The following is an 18,551-nucleotide window of genomic DNA, read 5'->3' as shown; positions in this document are numbered from 1 at the left end:
AACAAGATCATGCCTTATTTTTTTGTCCGTAATTGGCGGATTATTGTCATTGCAGACAAAATGATTTAACAATACTTTTGATTCGTAAATAAAAAATGGAAATGGAGCAGAAGTTAATTGTTTTAGTCGCGATTCCTGATTCTTTGTCACTTGACCTGATAGGGGCAGCGGATGTCTTTAGCTGTGCGAATCACTTTCATAAAGATCCTGTCAGTAATTACAAGATAGTTATTGCATCTGCAACTAAAGAGTTGACCATGACTATGACTAACGGACTGAATATTCATTGTTCCTGTAGCATTTATGAAATTAAAGATCAAATAGATACACTCATTATTGCTGGTTTTTCGGCCGATGAGCGATGGAACAAATTTCCGCAGCTGGTGGAATGGCTAAAGACCTGTTCAGCTGGTATCAGAAGAGTGGCATCGGTTTGTGTAGGGGCATTTATTTTGGCTGAAGCTGGATTATTAAATGGAAAAAGGGCGACCACGCACTGGAGACATTGTAAAGAACTAAATGATAAATACGAGGGGATTGTCGTTGACCCTGATCCGATCTTTGTGAAAGATGGTCATATATATACTTCTGCCGGCGCATCAGCGGGTATTGATCTGGCATTAGCCATGGTTGAAGAAGATTATGATTGTAACCTGTCTATAGAAGTTGCCCGCTGGCTGGTATTATACCTCCGCAGACCAGGTAATCAATCGCAGTTCAGTAGTTTATTATCTCAGCAATTATCAAGTAAAAAGCCCATCAAAGAATTGCAGCAATGGATTGCCAGTCACCTGAAAGAAGATTTGTCGGTGACTGTTTTAGCAGAGCGGATCGCGATGAGTCCTAGAAACTTTTCACGTGTTTTTACTGCAGAAACAGGATTTACACCGGCCAGGTATATTGAAAGGTTACGCGTTGAATCAGGGAGAAGGTACATTGAAGAAACAAAATACTCCTTAGATGAGATCTCCATGGAATGTGGATTTGGAAGTGCAGATACGATGCGTAAAGTCTTTTTGCGAAATCTAAAGATCAGCCCTTTTGATTACCGCAGTTTATTCGGGTCCGGATAAACTATAAATAAAACAATGATTTTATGAAAATGAATAACGGTGTTTTTTCACCGTGATGAACATGTATTGCCCATAATTTTTAACTATCAATAAATACAATAATGAAAATAACAACGACAAGTGTATCCGGAAACGGACAAATTCTACCGGATAACCCATTCCAGATTGAGAGCGGGAAAATAATAAATGTAGCTTTCTTAATCTATAACGAAGTTGAAGCAATGGACTTAAACTGTCCGCTGGATATATTATCCAAAGCAAATTTTAAGGAAGGGGATTTCTTTGTAAAAGAGAAAATCTACAACATTTTTACCGTTGCGGCTTCCACTAAAAAGATAGTGCACTCGGAGGGCGGAGCCGTCAATATGGTTCCTGCCTATTCCTATGAAAATGCTCCACAGGCTGATATATTGGTTGTACCTGGTGCTGATCCTCTTACGATTGCTAAACTGTGCCAAAACGAGCCGGAAATGTTCGAGTGGATAATTCAGCAGAATGAAACTACAAAAGTGACGATGTCTGTTTGTTCAGGATCATTGTTGTTATCCAGAGCAGGTATTTTAGATGGTAAAAAAGCTACGACTCACTATTTAGTGATTGACGAGCTAAAAGCAAACCCGGCGATAGAGGTTATTGAAAATGTACGGTTTGTATGGGATGGTAAGTTTATCACGACAGCCGGGGTGACCTCCGGAATAGACGGGGCTTTATTTTTAGTTGAGTTAATTCATGGTAAAGCCAAAGCGGATGGTATCGCCCGTGCGCTGATTTATAACCGGAGTGAAGATATGAGTTTTATGAATGATGTGGTTTAATCAGAACCTGGTCAGGTGTGTATTTCATTCGAAGTTTGTTCGGTTCTGTTCGAAGCATTTTCGAACGATCTCCGAACAAAGTCCGAACAATCTCCGAACCAAAGTACTATTATTCCATACTGTCTTTCGCAAAAAGACAAGAGCATCCTCAGTTGTCAGCTAAGGATGCTCTTATTTAAAAAATCTATTGCCGGACGACTCAGTTGCCGGCAATTATAACTTACTTGTTTTATTTCTGAGTAACTGATCGGCAAGGACTAAAGCTGCCATTGCTTCTACAATCACAACCGCTCTGGGTACTACACAAGGATCATGTCTTCCTTTTCCTTTGATTTCTGCTGCCTCACCAGCAGCATTGACTGTTTGCTGATTGTGCATGATGGTAGCTACAGGTTTAAAAGCAACAGTGAAGTTGATTTCCATTCCATTGGAAATTCCGCCCTGTATCCCGCCCGAGAAATTGGTCAGTGTTTTTGGTGCTTCATCTCCATTGGTCAGAAAAATATCGTTATGTGCTGATCCTCTCATCTCACTTCCTGAGAATCCAGAACCATATTCAAACCCATGTACAGCATTGATACTTAACATAGCTTTACCCAGGTCAGCATGCAGTTTGTCAAAAACTGGTTCTCCCAAACCCGGAGGACAGTTATGAATAATGCAGCTTACTTTTCCACCTACGGTATCGCCATCTTTTCTGACGCTGTCAATAAACTCGATCATTTGCTTGGCTGTCGCCGGATCGGCACATCTTACGATATTGTCTTCCCGCTGTGCCAATAACTCGGCTACAGGCAGGTTTTCTAAATTAGGTGCATTAATTGTCCCTACAGCAGATACATGGGCAAAAATACTGATGCCGTAGTGCTGAAGTAATAATTTGGCAATAGCACCTGCGGCTACACGCGCAGCTGTTTCTCTTGCAGAGGAACGGCCACCTCCACGGTGATCGCGGATGCCATATTTAGCATCATAAGTATAATCTGCATGTGAAGGACGGTAAACGGTCTTATTATGCTCGTAATCTTTGGAACGGTGATCTTCGTTTGGAATCAAAAGTGCAATTGGCGTTCCTGTACTTTTTCCTTCAAAAATACCTGATAAGATCTGCACGGTATCGCTTTCCTTACGCTGGGTAGTGATTTTTGATTGTCCAGGACGACGTTTATCTAATTCTGACTGGATAAACTCCATGTCAATGGTCAGTCCGGCAGGACAGCCGTCTACGATTACGCCTATAGCTTCACCATGTGACTCCCCGAAGGTTGATATTCTGAATAAGTGTCCGAAGGTATTCCCAGCCATGTTTTTGATTTAAAGATATTAATATATTAGTCTATTTCTTCAACGGTAAAACCCGCTTTTTGCAAGTGTTTCCAAAAATCAGGATATGATTTTTCTACCACCTGGAAATCTTCAATTTCTACTTCTCTGATCAGCAGGCTCAATGGAGCAAAAGCCATAGCCATCCGGTGATCATCATAAGTGGCAAAACATACTTTTTCAGGGAAGTTCAGTCCTTCACAATCTAAAGTATAGACTTCATTGTCTTCATTTAAAAGTACACCAATTTTAGCCAGTTCCTGCTGTAGGGCAAGAATACGGTTGGTCTCTTTGATCTTCAGTGTTTCCAGACCTGTAAAAGAGAGGTTTAATCCTTTTGCTGCTGCACAGACAATAATGGTTTGTGCCAGGTCTGGACAGTCTTTTAAATTCAGAATTTCTTGTGTTTGTGGTTCAGTCTGGTTAGTGCTCAGGGAAATGCCGTCAGCTGTACGTTGTGTACTGACACCCAGTTTATTCATGATTTCCTGTATCCTGCTGTCTCCCTGTAAGCTTTTTTCTTTCAGGTTAGGCAATTCAATAGTAGCCTTATCAACTAAAGCAGCAATACTGTACCAGTAAGAAGCTGCACTCCAGTCGGGTTCGACGGTTAGTGTAGCAGCCTGATATTGTTGTGGGCCTATATAGATATTATCGCCTTTCCAGGTATGTGAAATCCCGGCTTCAGCTAATAAAGCTAAAGTCATTTCAACATAGGGCCGGGAAGTTAAACCACCTTCAATATTTAAGGAAAGACCAGCAAGTAGTTTAGGGGCAATAATCAGCAGTGCCGATAAATACTGACTGCTTACATTTCCTTTGATAGAAACTTCGGCGCGTACATTATTTAAACCGCCATTGATCAGCAGGGGAGGGAAACCCTCGTTTTTTCCATAGGAAATATTTGCACCAAGGGTTTTTAAAGCATCTACGAGGATTCCGATAGGACGTTCCTGCATCCTGGCCGAACCAGTCAGCAGAAATTGCTGCGGGATGGTAGACAGGTAAGCAGTCAGAAAACGCATGGCAGTACCAGCATGGCCTACGTCTACTATTCTTCTGGGTTCTGTGGTTGGGGTACTGATCTCGGCAAGAATCCTGTTTAATGTGACTGTATCGGCAGCATCTGACAGGTTATCGACTTTGACCACGCCTTTGCTGATAGCCGCAATAACCAATGCCCTGTTGCTCTCACTTTTAGAACCCGTCAGGTTAATGGTTGCACGGATATCCTTTTGTCCCTTAAAGGAAACAACTGCATTCTTCTTCATTAATATGTTTCGTTTTATTCAGGATTTGCAGGAGTCTGTCTTTTTTGAAAGCTCCTGCAAATACTAAGGATTATGATTTTACAGCTGCTGTTGCTTCAACTATTTCTGCTTCAGTTTTACCTTCATTCATAATCTCAGTCTGTTTTCTGATTGATTCACCGTGAACCAGCTCTAAAAACTTCTCAGTGAAAGTAAGGTCTAATTTAAGGGCTTTAGCAAAAGCAGTCCCTTTTTTCAGGATTTCATCCCATCGGTTTACCTGAAGGATGGTTACTTTACTATCTCTTTTATACTGTCCGATTTTTTCAACGATGGCCATACGCTCACTCAGTTTCTGAAGCATCACATCATCGATCTTGTCAATTTGTTTACGCAATTCTGCTAATTTATCAGCGAAAGCTTCATTGCTTGATTCAGGATCACGCAGACTTAATCTGCCAACTAATTCTTCTAAAGCAGCAGGGGTAACCTGTTGTTTAGCATCAGTCCATGCTACAGAAGGGTCTATATGTGACTCGATCATTAGTCCCTGCATATCAAGATCCAGTGCTTTTTGTGCAATGTAAGGGATCAGTTCGCGGTTTCCGCAGATATGTGACGGATCGTTGATGATCGGTAATTCAGGACAAAGTGTTTTTAACTGGATAGCCAGTTCCCACATTGGTTCGTTACGGAAAGAGCTTTTCTCATAAGAAGAGAAACCACGGTGTATAGCACCTAATTTAGTGATTCCTGCGTTGTTGATACGCTCTAAAGCACCAATCCATAAAGAGATATCAGGGTTTACCGGGTTTTTAACTAATACAGGGATGTCAACACCTTTTAAAGCGTCAGCAATTTCCTGTACAGTGAAAGGGTTTGCAGTTGATCTTGCACCGATCCACAGGATATCTACGCCTGCTGCCAATGCTTCTTCAACGTGTTTTGCATTAGCTACTTCTACTGCTGTAGGTAAGCCGGTTTCAGCTTTAGCTTTTTTCAACCATTCTAAACCGATGCTTCCGATTCCTTCGAATTCTCCCGGACGGGTACGTGGTTTCCAGATTCCTGCTCTCAGTACAGATACTTTGCCTGTTGCTGCCAGTAAATGTGCTGTAGATAGTAATTGATCTTCAGTTTCAGCACTGCATGGTCCAGAGATAATCAGTGGTTCGTTTTTCAGGGTGATCCAGCTCTCTAAAGGCTGAATGTTTAAATTTAATTTCATTTTGAGGGGGATTTTATGTGTGGTATATTGTTAAATATTTTGTTCTTGATTTATACGATATCGTTTTTCAGATATTCGCCCATTATATTAAAATTGACAGTGTATTTCAGTGCTTTACGGATAGCAATGTCATATTTTTCGTTTTCTGACCATTCCATATCCACATAGAAATAATACTCGTTTCTCTTGCCCAAAACCGGCATTGACTGGATCTTGCTTAAGTTTACATTTTGTTCTGCGAAGATGTTGAGCACTTTGGATAATGCCCCAACATGGTTGCTAACCTGAAAGCAGATAGAAGCTTTATTGATATTAGTCATGTCTTCAGTTTTTTCTCTTTGAAGGATCAGGAAACGGGTGAAATTCTTTTTATTGGATTCAATTCTTCTCTCGATAATATTCAGTCCGTAAAGTTCGGCAGCAAGTGTGTTGGCAACGGCAACAGTATCAGTTAATTGCTCATCTCTGATCTTTTTAGCACAAGCCGCAGTATCTACGCTTTCGACTACTTTCAAATGAGGGAATTCATCAAAAAAATCAATGCACTGACGGATAGCGATAGGATGGGAGGTCACAAATTTCACGTCTTCCAGTTTCACGCCTGGCAAGGCCATCAGGTGTAATTGTATAGGAAGATAAACTTCTCCGGTTACCGCGAAATTATATTCTCTGATCAAAGTGTAGTTGGGTAATAGGCTGCCGGCAATTGAATTTTCAATAGCCATCACTACATAGTCAACTTCTTTTGCCTCAAGCACTTCGCATGTTTGCTTAAAGGAATTACATTCAACAGTCTGAATGTCTGTGCCAAAAAATTTAAATGCAGCTTCTTCGTGAAAGGAGGCCTTGATACCCTGGATCGCTACTTTTGTTGCTTTTTTCATTTTAATAATCTTCTGCTTTAATTTTTGCTTTAAACAAAAAAAGTCCCGGCGTGCTGCCGGGACTTTTTATATACAATTTATGTTTTTATTTTTGATTGCATATCAGTCCCGGCTCTTACTAAAGAAGTAAAAGTAGCTAAACCAATATGTAGTGATATTTCTCATTTTTCTGTAGCGGAATCTGAAATCAGAATCCTTTCTCTTTTGTTATTTGTTTTTTTCAAATGTAGCAACAAAATTTAATTTGTCAAATTTAAAATAAAAAAAATTATTTATTGCGCCCTGAAGCTATTCAAATGCCATACCGAACAATAACAATGGGGCATAGGGCCTTAATTTACAGGGGACAAAGGTAAAATATTTGGCTGACTCTAGAAAATAAGTACGTTTCTAATGTTACCCAGGAAGAGCTTTTCATCAGATAACTGGATTTTATTATCGGCATACCTGTAGAGCTGTGCGAAACTATATCCGTTATCTTCTTCATCTCCATAAATGTTCATGACAATAGCAGCTTCTTTGCCATCTTTGAGTTTGATCTCATCCTGATAAGCATAGACTACGGCTGATGAATTATCGTCAATTTCTTCAATAAATTCAATGGCCTGCTCTAAAGCATCGTCGTCCGAATCTGTGATAAAGCGCTCCAGTTTGTTCTTTTTTTCGCCATAGATAACAAATGAATGAAATTTTTCTGTCTTTGTTTTTAATATATCCAATGCGATATCAATCGCTTTTTCAGCGGTCTCTTTTAATTCAGGTGTCAGGTTGTTATATTCCATTATTTTATAATTTTAATTTTGATTGGAGGAGGTGATTTCAATGCTGTTTCTAAAGGCTTAGAAGGACCTTTGTCCGTAAATACCCATTCTACATCCCATCCTTTTTTTACAAGTTCTTTATCATAAGCAACTTCAGCTTGTATGTCTTTATCAAAGGGAACATTTTTGCTGGAATAATCTTTTACTTCTACCGCTTTTTTAGCGTCTACATCTGCAATATCTAATTTTCTGATTATTTTTCCATCTGCATCTCTCATGGAAACCTCTCTCTTGCCCCAACCGATTTCTTTTTTATAGGCGTCAGCTGCACTATTTCCCTTGTTAGCGTTTTTCATATTAGCGTCGTATTTATTACTCCACTCTTGATAACTAGTCTCGCTATTAGGGTTTTTCTTCTGGAAGTCCTCCCATCTTTGCGCCTTATGCTCAGGAGATCCCGCCTTTAATTTTTCTTTTTTAGCTCCTTTACCTTTCTCATAAGCTTTTCCATCTTTTCCTTTGGGTTTTTCTTTAGGAGCTTCGGTATTTTCTACTGGTTTAGCTTCTTCTTTTGGTTTGGCTTCCTCTTTCGGTTTTACTTCTTCATTAGGTTTTGTACTTTCTGGTTTAGGAGCTGTACCACCTTTATTTGGTACGCGTAAATTTAGAAGATATAATAATAACATTGCATCCATCGGCTCGGGCTGACCGCTCGCAATCCGCTTGATGCTTCCCCATTCGGGAAAAGCTGCATTACCAAATGCAGCATCTCTTTCATCGCGGTTGTTGATATCTATTTCGCCTAAAGCCTGTTGATTTGATACGGCATTCAACCCAAAATAAGCCCTGGCAGCCATCCCCCAGCCAGTTACGGAACCTAGCAAATTCATTCCGACACTGCCAAGAGTAGGCAGGGATAAAGCAGCAGCGCCAGAAAACAGCGCACCGCCCACACCAATTAATGCCCCACCCAAAGCACCAAAAATTACGGTTTCTCCAAAATTGCCAATGCCAACTCTCAAAGCATCCCACCAGTTTTTGACATTTGGTGCATGTACAATCTGGGAACCAAAGACAGGACATTTCATGATACTTCCTGTAGTCAGCGTTTTCTGCCCCGCAATGATCAGGTCATTTTTCTCGCCAAGCCATGTTCTTGCAATCGCGGCTTTTTGCCCGCATACCAAACCGCCGATTATACTTCCAAATGCTGCTCCTGCTGCTCCCGCGGCTGCTCCTGCTGCAACCAGTACGCCTAAAGCGGCTCCGCCAGTAGCTACAACCAGTACGACAACGACTGCTGTAATCAAAGCCATAATCAGCATCACCCATTTACACATAAAATCGCCGATAGATGCAGTTGCTGTATCAGTTTTCATCAGAAACTTTTTATCATCTTTTTGCAGAACTTTTAATTGTACAGTTTGCATTTGAGCAGGCATTATACCTCCCGTACACATCCAGTAATCTTCTTCTGTTGCTATTTTATTTCCCATCTGCGTAGTTTTAATCCATTATAAATGAACCTGAGCGTGTATCCGGTTGAACGGAATCTGTTTTAACTTTTGTTTCAGGTTGTTGTGGTGTGGCTACCGGATTGTCAGCAATGATATAATACTCCATTTTAGCCTTCAGAAAATCTTCATGGACAATTTCTTCTTTAGTCAGCCGTCCTTCCAGTAATCTGCCGCTTGATTTATCTATTTTGTATTTGGCCTGATCCCAGACCTGAGGTTTCCGGTTAGCAATTTCAGTGATCGGAAAACTTCCATAGGCTCTCTTTAACCAACTTTTATCAAAATCCTGATTGGGTTTGCCAATTACATTAATGATCAGCTCATCTGCCTGGTGTGCAGTAGAATTGATCTCATATTTCCAGTTAATAAAGTCCTGTGCAAACAGACTTTTCTTTTTTAGATTTTTATTTCCGGGCAGATCGACCCCCATAAATACATTGAAAAAGATCTCGAAGAATTCATTGCCCTTAACTGCCTCAGTGATATTGGATACATTGTTAAACAGCTCATCATTCAGAGCGATCATACCGCGCATATTATCATGTTTGGTTTGTATGGCTTCCATCTCTGCCTTTACCTGTGCCCATTTACGTTGAATTGTTTCAATATTATTGATCCTGATCAATTCTCCCTGGTGGTTGATGATCATATTCAATTCACTGTACATCCTTTTAAAAGCATTATTAAATGCACTTAAATCCCTCATATTAGGATTATTTGTTTCGAGTAAGACGTTATCCAGGCTAAGTAGTTCAATATTATAATACTGGTCATCAGTTTTGAGTATACGAACATCCCAGCGCCACTCGGTCACGGTTCTGATCACCAGACTACTCATCGTTATTTCAGAGGTTTGTTCTACGCGATAACGTTCTGTAAATGGTTTTTTAAACTCAAGACGGCGTAAGCTTTTATCAGGGTTCCAAAACATATCTTTTTATGATTAATTTATAAATACGTCACCCATATCTATGGTTGTGTCTCCACCAGTGATATAGTTTTTTCCGGAAATGGTATTATTGGTGGAAGTGATCACCATATCTTCTGTATTGATATTGGTTGCAGTTCCATTAATGTCAATCTTACTTGATTTACCACCGTTTTTCTGGGCGATTTCAATCTGATCAGCATGAATGGTAATTTTATCATTCTGAAGTGTAATTGCAGAAGTGCCATTAGATAAAATAATTGTCTGTGTAGAGGTGACCGTAACCTTATTCTCACCATCCACTATAATATGGTTCCCGCCTGTTTTATCTTTGATAGTAATCCCGCCGCCATCATTGAGCTGCACGGTATGTCCGCTTTTAGAAGTAATGCTTTTACTATTGTTGCTCGCACTTCCACCACTTCCGCTTTTACCATGAAAAACACTTCCCATGACTATAGGACGGGCAATATTTCCTTCTTCGAAGGCCACTACAACCTGATCACCGATTTCGGGGATAAAAACGAAACCTCTGTTTTTACTTACTTTTTCTGAACTTCCCGCGTCGGGTGTTAATACTCTGAGCCATTCAGTGACATCATTGCAGCCACATTCCCATTTAAATTTGACTTTAACGCGTCCGTGACCAGAAGGGTCATTGTTATCTATGACATTAGCGAGCTGTATGTCGGGTTGGGGTTTTTGTGCAGGGTTGACTGGAACACGTTCGGTATCGGCAGAAACAGCTTCGAATGAATTCTGATAATGTCCTACACCATCTATATGGTGATAAACAGAAGTGACAAGGAATTTTCCAAAATCTTCAATCGAGAAATCATTAAGTTTACGGGTACTCATACTGATATCGACGATATTACCCAGGGCTACCTGAGGATTATCACCGGTACCATTAATATGTAAAAGACCTGAGATCAAAGAAGCTTGTTCGTTTTTGACAAATACATCGATCTCCATCTTATTATCTGCGCGGGTTACCAGTGGTTGATTAAAGGCTTTACTATACACGGTATTGGAAGCCGCTATAGCATGTGCCATATCTGGTGGCCCCGAACTCTGGCCTTCACCATTGGCGGAGAGCAATTCATCCTGCGCTGGGTTGTAAGCAAATTTTTTATACTTTAACGGGGCAATTTGTATACCGTACTGTATATTACTTAAGTCACGCCCGTAAATCAGTTTTACCTCTTTCAGCTCATCAGGTTTTCCGAAAACAAGAGCTGTACCATCATAGAAAAACCACTCGTGGTATTGTGCTGCAAGCCGGTTGATGAATTCGAAGTCACTTTCCCGGTATTGAATGAGATAGTCAACAGGGGAAGTACGACTCGGTTTGACCTTCATATATAAGTCATTTGCCGGGACTTCTTTAGTGGCCTGGTCAATGATGGTCTTAAGACTCTTACCGAGATAAGATCCGAGATCCGGACCTCTGTCAATCAGGATAGTAGGACTAAAGCCGGTCAGGATGATATCACCCATCAGGCCATGTGATTGTGCAATCTCTACCTTGGTAATAATCCCTGAAAAACGGTTTCCAGGGGCAGGCTGGGCACCAAACTCTATGCTGATACTCTTGCCGATAAAATCTTTTGACCTGTTCAGGGAAATCGGACCTGGTAATTCAATCTGATCCTGGTTAAAACGGAGCTCAAAAGTATGATGCTCATTAAAACGCTGGTATAAATTGAAACTGGAGAAAGCTGGAATGGGTTTGCCTTCTATATTAATTTCTGCTTTTACTTTGTTTTCCATAATGATTGAATTGGAAATGCTATAAAATATTTAATTCTTCTGGCTCACCCGGTAGATCGCGATCTTAAATATCCCGGGATAAAAATGTACTTCAAATGGTGGTCTGGCAATACTTCTGGTCAGATTGACAGGGATAGTTTTTTCTGCATAACTATGAACCTCTATGGTATTTCCCTTTTTCAGATAACCATTGCCAATCATGGTATCTATGTCGAGTGGTTTGACATGGATACAACCGTGGGATTCGGAAAGTGAGATTTGGTCTGCTTTTTTTATACTGGTGAGGCGTTCATCAGGAGGTGTGGTATGGATGAAATCGCCCATGATCTGTTCTTTCCCATCCATTCTCCAATTGTGATTGGTGTCTTTAAAGTACTTGACAGAGGTATGTCCAAAATCATTGAACACCCAATGATCAGGGAAATTTGACAATCCATAATCCTCCAGGTATCTTTGTTTTATCATTCCGGTAAGGTACTTCTGATTGTCTTTATATTTTCCCCATTGCGGATTGACATCGGTAAGCCTGATCCATATGCCATAATTTTTAACCATTGTTATTTCACCTGTTAGCCTCATTTCTGTTCCCCAGGCTACCCCAGACCAGTAGGCGTATTTACCATAACTCACATGTTTTCCGATACTATTGATCACGTAACGCCCTTCACGGGTAGAGGTTTGCATCTGGCCGTCCCCTCCTAATTTTTGGTTAGACGGGCCACCGTGAGCATCATACTGGTTGATCTTAATAAGCATATACGATCCCATATCTATTTTTCTTTAGATTTGACAATACGGATATAGACAATCTGGTTAGTTTGTGCCTCCGGATAATCAGAAGCTGTAATATTCAGGGAAAGTGGAAGATGTCGGTTTTTGAAATGATTTTTTAAATCAATAATAGCTGGCAGTGGCATTTTTCCAGGTGGTACCATGGGGTCTCTTGGTGTAACCGGACCGAAATAAGCGGTTATTTTTTTGAAACTAAGTTTAGATCCAATAGCGTATGGGAGGGACAGGGAAACTTCATCCTGCTGGTTGATATCATTACTTTGCCGCAGATCAACGGAAATTACACTATCCACAACCGATTGCCCGCTTTGATCATATTTCAGGGGGAAATAGCGGGAAAAACTATCGGTTAACAGCTTCAACTTTCCGGCATTAAATTTCTGATCTGCGAATTTACTTGCAATACTATCTAAGTATATGATCAGCTGATCATCTGCCGAACGTTTAACAAGCTCAGGTTTTTGCTTATCATTTGACCCGCTGATCTTAGGTTGTGTGCAGGCATAGGTCATACTCATGCATAGTATAAACCCAAGTATTTTCAGGCCAGTGGTCTGAATACTGTGTTTGTTTTCTCTATCATCCATGTTTGTAGGTTGTTAAGCAACAAAAACTGATGATCTGAAATGGATGGAAGATAACTGCTCCTTTCAGACCAAAATTTCTTTTGCGGTCAGAAATATGAAATGCGCCTCATATAGCAAATTGCTATCGCTGGCTTTGCAGATCAAATCAGGTAAGAACCAGGAAACAGAACCAGTTAATCGGCTGGTACGGATGAAAATTCTGCTTTGAAAGCCATAAGTTTAAAATTAAAGGTTGAATAATCGGGAATACAATTCGATTCCTGAATTGTCAAACTACAAATATGGCGCCAATAATGATCTATTTATCAGTGGTATACGTTTTATATGTACACTTATTGGAAATATAATGTCGTAAATAGCGGTTGAATAATGATTGGGGCAGGGTGGGAGAAACTGAGATTCAAATATTTTTTTTTCTTCTGGAAAGAGGGAAGGTGAAGGAAGAAATAAAATGAGTACAGCATGTATAGTTGTGTACAGAGAACTAAACAGTAAACCCGCTGTATATCAGATATACAACGGGTTTATGCGGTTTTAACCAGGGAGAATCTCCTGACGCTCTTCGGTTTCTTTGAGTTCGCGCTGCATGACTTTAGCAACCTGTGTACTGCCGTCATGGCTCCATCCCGGAGGATAAAGCATATATTTTAGTTTGTTTTTTAAGCCTGGTGCGCGTTTCATATCGGCCGTCATGGCCTTAAATTCATGAAATACAATATTTACCGGACCTGTATCATCTGGTTGATGTGTCAGGCCATATACAATTTCATCTTTAGGCAGTTCTGCCTGGAAAGTACCGAACAGTCTGTCCCAGATAATCAGGACCATACCCATGTTTTTATCAAGATAACGCACATTGCTGGCATGGTGCACCCGGTGATGGGAGGGGGTAACCATGATATATTCAATGATCGGGTGTAATTTTCCAACCGCCTGGGTATGTACCATGTTTCCGTAGAGCTGGGTAACCAGGTAAGCAAAAAGGATATCAATCGCTGAGAAACCCATAAATGCCAGTGGTAAGTAAAAGAACACCCTGTATAGTGGTTCAAACACAGTGGAACGGAACCCGGTAGTCAGGTTAAACAACGGAGAAGAGTGATGCGTGACATGCATTGCCCAGAAAAACCGGATGTAATGACCTGAAGTATGGAGTATCCAGTATAATAAATCCTGGGCAAGAATTAATACCACCCAGTAAACAAAGACATTTTTAATTTCGAACAGCCTGAACTGATAACAATAATCCAGCAAAAAAAATGTTGCTGTTTTAGTGGACAGGTTAATTAAAAAGGCCAGTCCCATCAGGTATACATTAGTCCAGGTATCCTTTTTTGCATATAGTTTCCTGTCGTGCATGTAACTGATATACATTTCCACCAGGGAGATGACTATCAGTAAAACAAACAACAGGGAAAGCATTATATTTCTGGGATCATTTAGCATAAGTTAAGTTGTAATATTTCAAACTCTCGACAATGTCGCTTTCTGAAACCCTACAGTTATAGGTGCAATCTCCTATGCTTTGCAATAGTGAAAATAACACATTCCCATGTTCATTTTTCTTATCGCTCTGCATTAAAACAGAAAGTTGGTCGAACGATTTTTCTTTGATTGTATAAGCAGGATAAACGCTGGAAATATACTGACGTATTTCTTCGAGTTCTTCTGCGGTCAGTGTACTGTTTTTATGTGAAAGATAAGCCTCACAAACCATTCCGATAGCAATAGCTTCTCCATGTGTCAATGGTTTTTTATCTTTGCTCAGTGAATAACTTTCAACGGCATGACCGATAGTATGACCAAAGTTTAAGATCTTACGCAGCCCTTTTTCCTGTGGGTCTGCTGTCACTACTTCATTTTTGATCTCTACAGAACGGTGGATGTCAGCTGTAGTGATGTTTTTATAATCAGCAGCTTTTAACTTCTGATAGTATTCCTTGTCAACGATCAGTCCGTGTTTAATCATTTCTGCAAATCCGGAAAGCAGTTCGCGCTGTGGAACTGTCTTCAGAAATTCAGCTTCGATAAATACTGCCTGTGGTAAACTGAAAGTACCGACCATGTTTTTTACATTGTCTATATCAATACCAGTTTTTCCACCTACAGAAGCATCGACCTGTGAAAGCAGGGTAGTAGGGATATTGATGAAATCAACCCCACGTTTATAGGTAGAGGCAACAAAACCGCCCATATCTGTAATTACACCACCTCCTAAATTAATCACCAGGCATTTGCGGTCTGCTCCGAAATCAAGTAAAGTCTTCCAGATGCCAATACAAAAATCGATGTTTTTATTTTCTTCACCCGGATCAGTTTCAATCAGGTCAAATCCGCTGAAATCATCGAGCATCTCTCTGAATACAGGTAAACAAAGCTCTGCAGTGTTTCTGTCAGCGAAAACAAATACGTTGCTGTATTTTCCGTTTTCGATGATTTCGGCTAAAGGGGCTAACCTGGTATCAAAATATATGTTGTGACCAGCACTTTCGAGTTTATTCATTATACTACTTTAATTTGCTGGCCCATAAAATCAACATGGTCACCGATACGCACTTTAAGCCGTTTACGGTAATCTACGTTGCCATTATATTTGACCAGACCATCTTCAACTACAGTTTGAGCTTCTCCGCCACTTTGAACAAGTCCGGTAGCTTTTAGCAAAGAAATAAGGGGAATGAATTCGCCTTCTAATTTAAATTCTATCATTGTTCTGCAAATTTACAATTATTTATAAACGGTTTTGCTAATGATAGTCCCGGAATTTATATTTTTGCCTCCGTTTGACTAATTTATCAATCCAAATGCAAATGTCCCCAGGGAAAAAACTAAATTTTGACAATACGGAGATCGCTTTCCGCAATAAATCGAAATCAGAACTGAACAGCGCTTACTGGTTATTCAAAATAATGAGTAGCAATTTCTTGACTCAGGTAGGCCCACCTGTAACAAATTTATTTTTAAACATCGGCTTGCCGATCCAGGGAATTATTAAATCTACAATTTTCAAACAGTTCTGCGGTGGTGAAACTATTGCGGAATGTGAGCGTACGATTGCTCAGCTTGGAGAGAGTAAGGTTGGTACTATTCTGGATTATTCTGTGGAGGGTGAAGAAGAGGAGCATGTATTTGATTTTACCTGTGCGGAAATTATCAGAACGATAGACCGTGCTGAGGGAGATAAACGTGTCCCGATTACTGTATTCAAAATCACAGGTATAGGGCGTTTTGCTTTACTGGAGAAACTGGATGCCAAAGCTGAGCTTTCGGCCGACGAACAGGTAGAGTTTCATAAGGTTAAACACCGTTGTGAGCGTATTTGCAGAACAGCATTTGAGAAAAATGTGCCTATCATGATCGATGCCGAAGAAACCTGGATTCAGGATACTATCGATGCATTGGCTCTGGATATGATGATTTTGTTTAACAAAGAAAAACTGATCGTTTATAATACTTATCAATTGTACCGTCACGATAAACTGGCTCATTTAAAGGCAGATCATCTGGTAGCTGCAGAGGCAGGATTTATTTTAGGTGCCAAGGTCGTGCGTGGTGCTTATATGGAAAAGGAACGTAAAAGGGCTGCCGAAAAAGGTTATCCTTCACCAATTCAGCCTGATAAAGAGACTACAGACAGGGATTACAATGAGGCGATTACTTATTGTGCAAATCATGTAGAGCAGATCGGGGTAGTTTGTGGAACGCATAACGAAGCGAGCTGCAGAGTTCTGGCAGAATTGCTGGATACAAACAAAATTGCACATGATCATCCTCATGTTTATTTTGCGCAGTTACTGGGAATGAGTGATAACCTGAGTTTTAATTTATCTGATGCAGGTTATAATGTGGCAAAATATGTACCATACGGACCGGTTAAAGCAGTTATGCCGTATCTGTTCAGAAGAGCGCAGGAAAACACATCTGTTGCCGGACAAACGAGCAGAGAGCTTGACCTGATTGCAAGAGAGAAAAAAAGAAGAGGCATTTAGGCCTAAGAAAATAATAAAAACCCCTGCTTGTTTTTAACAAACAGGGGTTAGAAAAAAAACTAATTAAGTATATCTGGTGGTTTTTTTTAGTGTTTCTGCTGTTGCATTGCTTGTGCTGCATCAATGCCCAGACCGCTGGCTATAGCCATGCCTAAACCTATATCAGCTCTGAACCAATGGCAAAGCTGCAGATTGATGATCTGCTCTTTCCTCGGGCCGCTAATACCGCTCATTGCGCCAACAATATTGCTCACCAGGTTTTTGCGGTCCTGCTCGCTCAGGACTTTGCGGTATAAGTCACCTGGCTGTGTATAGTGATCATTATCTCCTTCACCTTCATTCCTGTCGTACCAGTCTGCCACATTAGATTCTAATTCCCATGCTGGCTCTTTATAGCTCTCATCGGGAATTACATCGCCAAAACTGTTTGGATAGTAATTAGGATCGTCATTTCCATTGTCATCTATACGCATTTGTCCGTCACGGTGATAGTTATTGACCATGAAAGGACAGGCGTTTACAGGGATCTGTTCGTAATTTACACCCAGACGGTGACGGTGTGCATCTGCATAGGACAGGATTCTGCCCTGCAGCATTTTATCTGGTGAGAAACCTATTCCGTCAATGAGGTTGGAAGGAGCAAATGCTGCCTGCTCAACATGTGCGAAATAGTTTCTTGGTACCTGGTTTAATTCAATTTCTCCTACTTCAATCAGTGGAAACTCAGCATGTGGCCAGACTTTAGAAAGATCAAAGGGATTCCATCTGAAGGTTTTAGCTTCTTCCTCTGTCATCACCTGGATTTTCATAGTCCATTTAGGGAAATCTTTATTGTCAATGGCTTCCACTAAATCACGTTGTGAATGGTCCATATCATGAGTACGCATCGCATCGGCTTCCGGACCCGTGAAGTTTTTAATCCCCTGCTGGGTTTTAAAATGGAATTTTACCCATACGCGCTCATTGTCTGCATTGATCATTGAGTAGGTATGGCTGCCAAATCCGTCCATATGGCGATAAGAGAATGGTGTACCTCTGTCACTCATCAGGATCATGACTTGGTGCAGGCTTTCAGGATTTAAGGACCAGAAATCCCACATCATAGTCGGACTTTTCAGGTTAGTCCTTGGTTCGCGTTTTTGGGTATGAATGAAATCACTGAATTTTTTAGGGTCTTTGATAAAGAAAACAGGGGTGTTGTTACCTACTAAGTCCCAGTTACCATCTTCGGTGTAAAATTTAAGGGCAAAACCTCGTGGATCTCTCTCCGAATCGGCGCTTCCTTTTTCGCCACCTACTGTAGAAAAGCGTAAAAATAGTTTACTGGTATTACCTATTTTGCTGAAGATTTTTGCTTTAGTGTACTTTGAGATATCATGGGTTACAGTCAATGTACCATATGCGCCTGTTCCTTTAGCATGTACCACTCTTTCGGGGATACGTTCGCGGTTAAAATGAGCCATTTTCTCATGTAAGACAAAGTCTTGTAATAATAAAGGGCCTCTTCTGCCTACTGACTGCGTATTTTCATGCTCAGCGTAAGGTCTTCCGGATGCTGTCGTTAATTTGCGTGCTGGTTTGTTCTTTTCTTCCATCGTTATTTCGTTTTGCTGCTATAAAAGTAGATACTA

17 protein-coding genes are annotated in these 18,551 nt (G+C 40.5%); 3 read left to right on the top strand and 14 right to left on the bottom strand.

Going from position 1 to position 18,551, the window contains the following annotated elements:
- The first annotated feature begins 101 nt into the window (after positions 1 to 101).
- Both HDF25_RS10080 and HDF25_RS10075 read left to right on the top strand, forming a co-directional pair.
- Positions 102 to 1,073, top strand: a complete 972-nt coding sequence (locus HDF25_RS10080) for a GlxA family transcriptional regulator (RefSeq protein ID WP_184624631.1) — start codon at positions 102 to 104, stop codon at positions 1,071 to 1,073.
- Between the two features lie 101 nt (positions 1,074 to 1,174).
- Entirely contained in the window at positions 1,175 to 1,888 is a 714-nt protein-coding gene (locus tag HDF25_RS10075) for a DJ-1/PfpI family protein (protein ID WP_184624630.1), read from the top strand.
- Between the two features lie 213 nt (positions 1,889 to 2,101).
- On the opposite strand, the gene aroC is transcribed toward HDF25_RS10075, so the two are convergent.
- The 13 genes from aroC to HDF25_RS10010 all read right to left on the bottom strand — a co-directional run bounded on the left by aroC (position 2,102) and on the right by HDF25_RS10010 (position 15,640).
- Entirely contained in the window at positions 2,102 to 3,193 is a 1,092-nt protein-coding gene (gene aroC, locus HDF25_RS10070; protein WP_184624629.1) for a chorismate synthase, read from the bottom strand.
- A gap of 26 nt (positions 3,194 to 3,219) precedes the next feature.
- On the bottom strand, positions 3,220 to 4,482 hold the full coding sequence (aroA, locus tag HDF25_RS10065; protein WP_184624628.1) for a 3-phosphoshikimate 1-carboxyvinyltransferase: 1,263 nt from the start codon (positions 4,480 to 4,482) through the stop codon (positions 3,220 to 3,222).
- Positions 4,483 to 4,552: 70 nt separating this feature from the next.
- Positions 4,553 to 5,689 carry a chorismate mutase gene (locus HDF25_RS10060; protein ID WP_184624627.1) on the bottom strand — a complete coding sequence of 379 codons (1,137 nt, stop codon included), beginning with the start codon at positions 5,687 to 5,689 and terminating at the stop codon, positions 4,553 to 4,555.
- A 50-nt stretch (positions 5,690 to 5,739) separates the two neighbouring features.
- Complete coding sequence (locus tag HDF25_RS10055) at positions 5,740 to 6,573, bottom strand: prephenate dehydratase (RefSeq protein ID WP_184624626.1); 834 nt, start codon at positions 6,571 to 6,573, stop codon at positions 5,740 to 5,742.
- 371 nt (positions 6,574 to 6,944) lie between these two features.
- Positions 6,945 to 7,355: a hypothetical protein gene (locus HDF25_RS10050; protein WP_184624625.1), complete on the bottom strand. Its 411-nt coding sequence runs from the start codon at positions 7,353 to 7,355 to the stop codon at positions 6,945 to 6,947.
- A complete protein-coding gene (locus HDF25_RS10045) occupies positions 7,355 to 8,830 on the bottom strand; it encodes a hypothetical protein (protein ID WP_184624624.1) in 1,476 nt (491 codons plus the stop codon). Before HDF25_RS10045 ends, HDF25_RS10050 begins: the two co-directional genes overlap by 1 nt.
- Before the next feature lie 10 nt (positions 8,831 to 8,840).
- On the bottom strand, positions 8,841 to 9,782 hold the full coding sequence (locus HDF25_RS10040; protein ID WP_184624623.1) for a hypothetical protein: 942 nt from the start codon (positions 9,780 to 9,782) through the stop codon (positions 8,841 to 8,843).
- Between the two features lie 12 nt (positions 9,783 to 9,794).
- A complete protein-coding gene (locus HDF25_RS10035; protein WP_184624622.1) occupies positions 9,795 to 11,552 on the bottom strand; it encodes a type VI secretion system Vgr family protein in 1,758 nt (585 codons plus the stop codon).
- A gap of 30 nt (positions 11,553 to 11,582) precedes the next feature.
- Positions 11,583 to 12,320: a hypothetical protein gene (locus HDF25_RS10030; protein ID WP_221450887.1), complete on the bottom strand. Its 738-nt coding sequence runs from the start codon at positions 12,318 to 12,320 to the stop codon at positions 11,583 to 11,585.
- A gap of 2 nt (positions 12,321 to 12,322) precedes the next feature.
- Positions 12,323 to 12,931, bottom strand: a complete 609-nt coding sequence (locus tag HDF25_RS10025) for a hypothetical protein (RefSeq protein ID WP_184624620.1) — start codon at positions 12,929 to 12,931, stop codon at positions 12,323 to 12,325.
- 534 nt (positions 12,932 to 13,465) lie between these two features.
- Positions 13,466 to 14,377 (bottom strand): sterol desaturase family protein, encoded by a 912-nt coding sequence (locus HDF25_RS10020; RefSeq protein WP_184624619.1) that lies wholly within the window; start codon positions 14,375 to 14,377, stop codon positions 13,466 to 13,468.
- Positions 14,367 to 15,434: a 3-dehydroquinate synthase gene (gene aroB / locus HDF25_RS10015; RefSeq protein WP_184624618.1), complete on the bottom strand. Its 1,068-nt coding sequence runs from the start codon at positions 15,432 to 15,434 to the stop codon at positions 14,367 to 14,369. Before aroB ends, HDF25_RS10020 begins: the two co-directional genes overlap by 11 nt.
- The gene (locus HDF25_RS10010; protein WP_184624617.1) at positions 15,434 to 15,640 is read right to left on the bottom strand and encodes an RNA-binding S4 domain-containing protein; all 207 of its coding nucleotides are present in this window, start codon (positions 15,638 to 15,640) and stop codon (positions 15,434 to 15,436) included. The genes aroB and HDF25_RS10010 overlap by 1 nt, the downstream gene beginning before the upstream one ends.
- A gap of 95 nt (positions 15,641 to 15,735) precedes the next feature.
- Here HDF25_RS10010 and HDF25_RS10005 point away from each other — a divergent pair, with 95 nt between their 5' ends.
- Complete coding sequence (locus HDF25_RS10005) at positions 15,736 to 16,920, top strand: proline dehydrogenase family protein (protein WP_184624616.1); 1,185 nt, start codon at positions 15,736 to 15,738, stop codon at positions 16,918 to 16,920.
- A gap of 86 nt (positions 16,921 to 17,006) precedes the next feature.
- Here HDF25_RS10005 and HDF25_RS10000 read toward each other — a convergent pair whose 3' ends face one another.
- Positions 17,007 to 18,515, bottom strand: coding sequence for a catalase (locus HDF25_RS10000; RefSeq protein ID WP_184624615.1), 1,509 nt, complete (start codon positions 18,513 to 18,515; stop codon positions 17,007 to 17,009).
- Positions 18,516 to 18,551 lie beyond the last annotated feature (36 nt).

This window comes from Pedobacter cryoconitis, assembly GCF_014207135.1.
Taxonomy (GTDB): Bacteria; Bacteroidota; Bacteroidia; order Sphingobacteriales; family Sphingobacteriaceae; genus Pedobacter; species Pedobacter cryoconitis_D.
The sequence above is the reverse complement of the archived record's forward strand: the minus strand, read 5'-3'. Positions and strand labels throughout refer to the sequence as shown.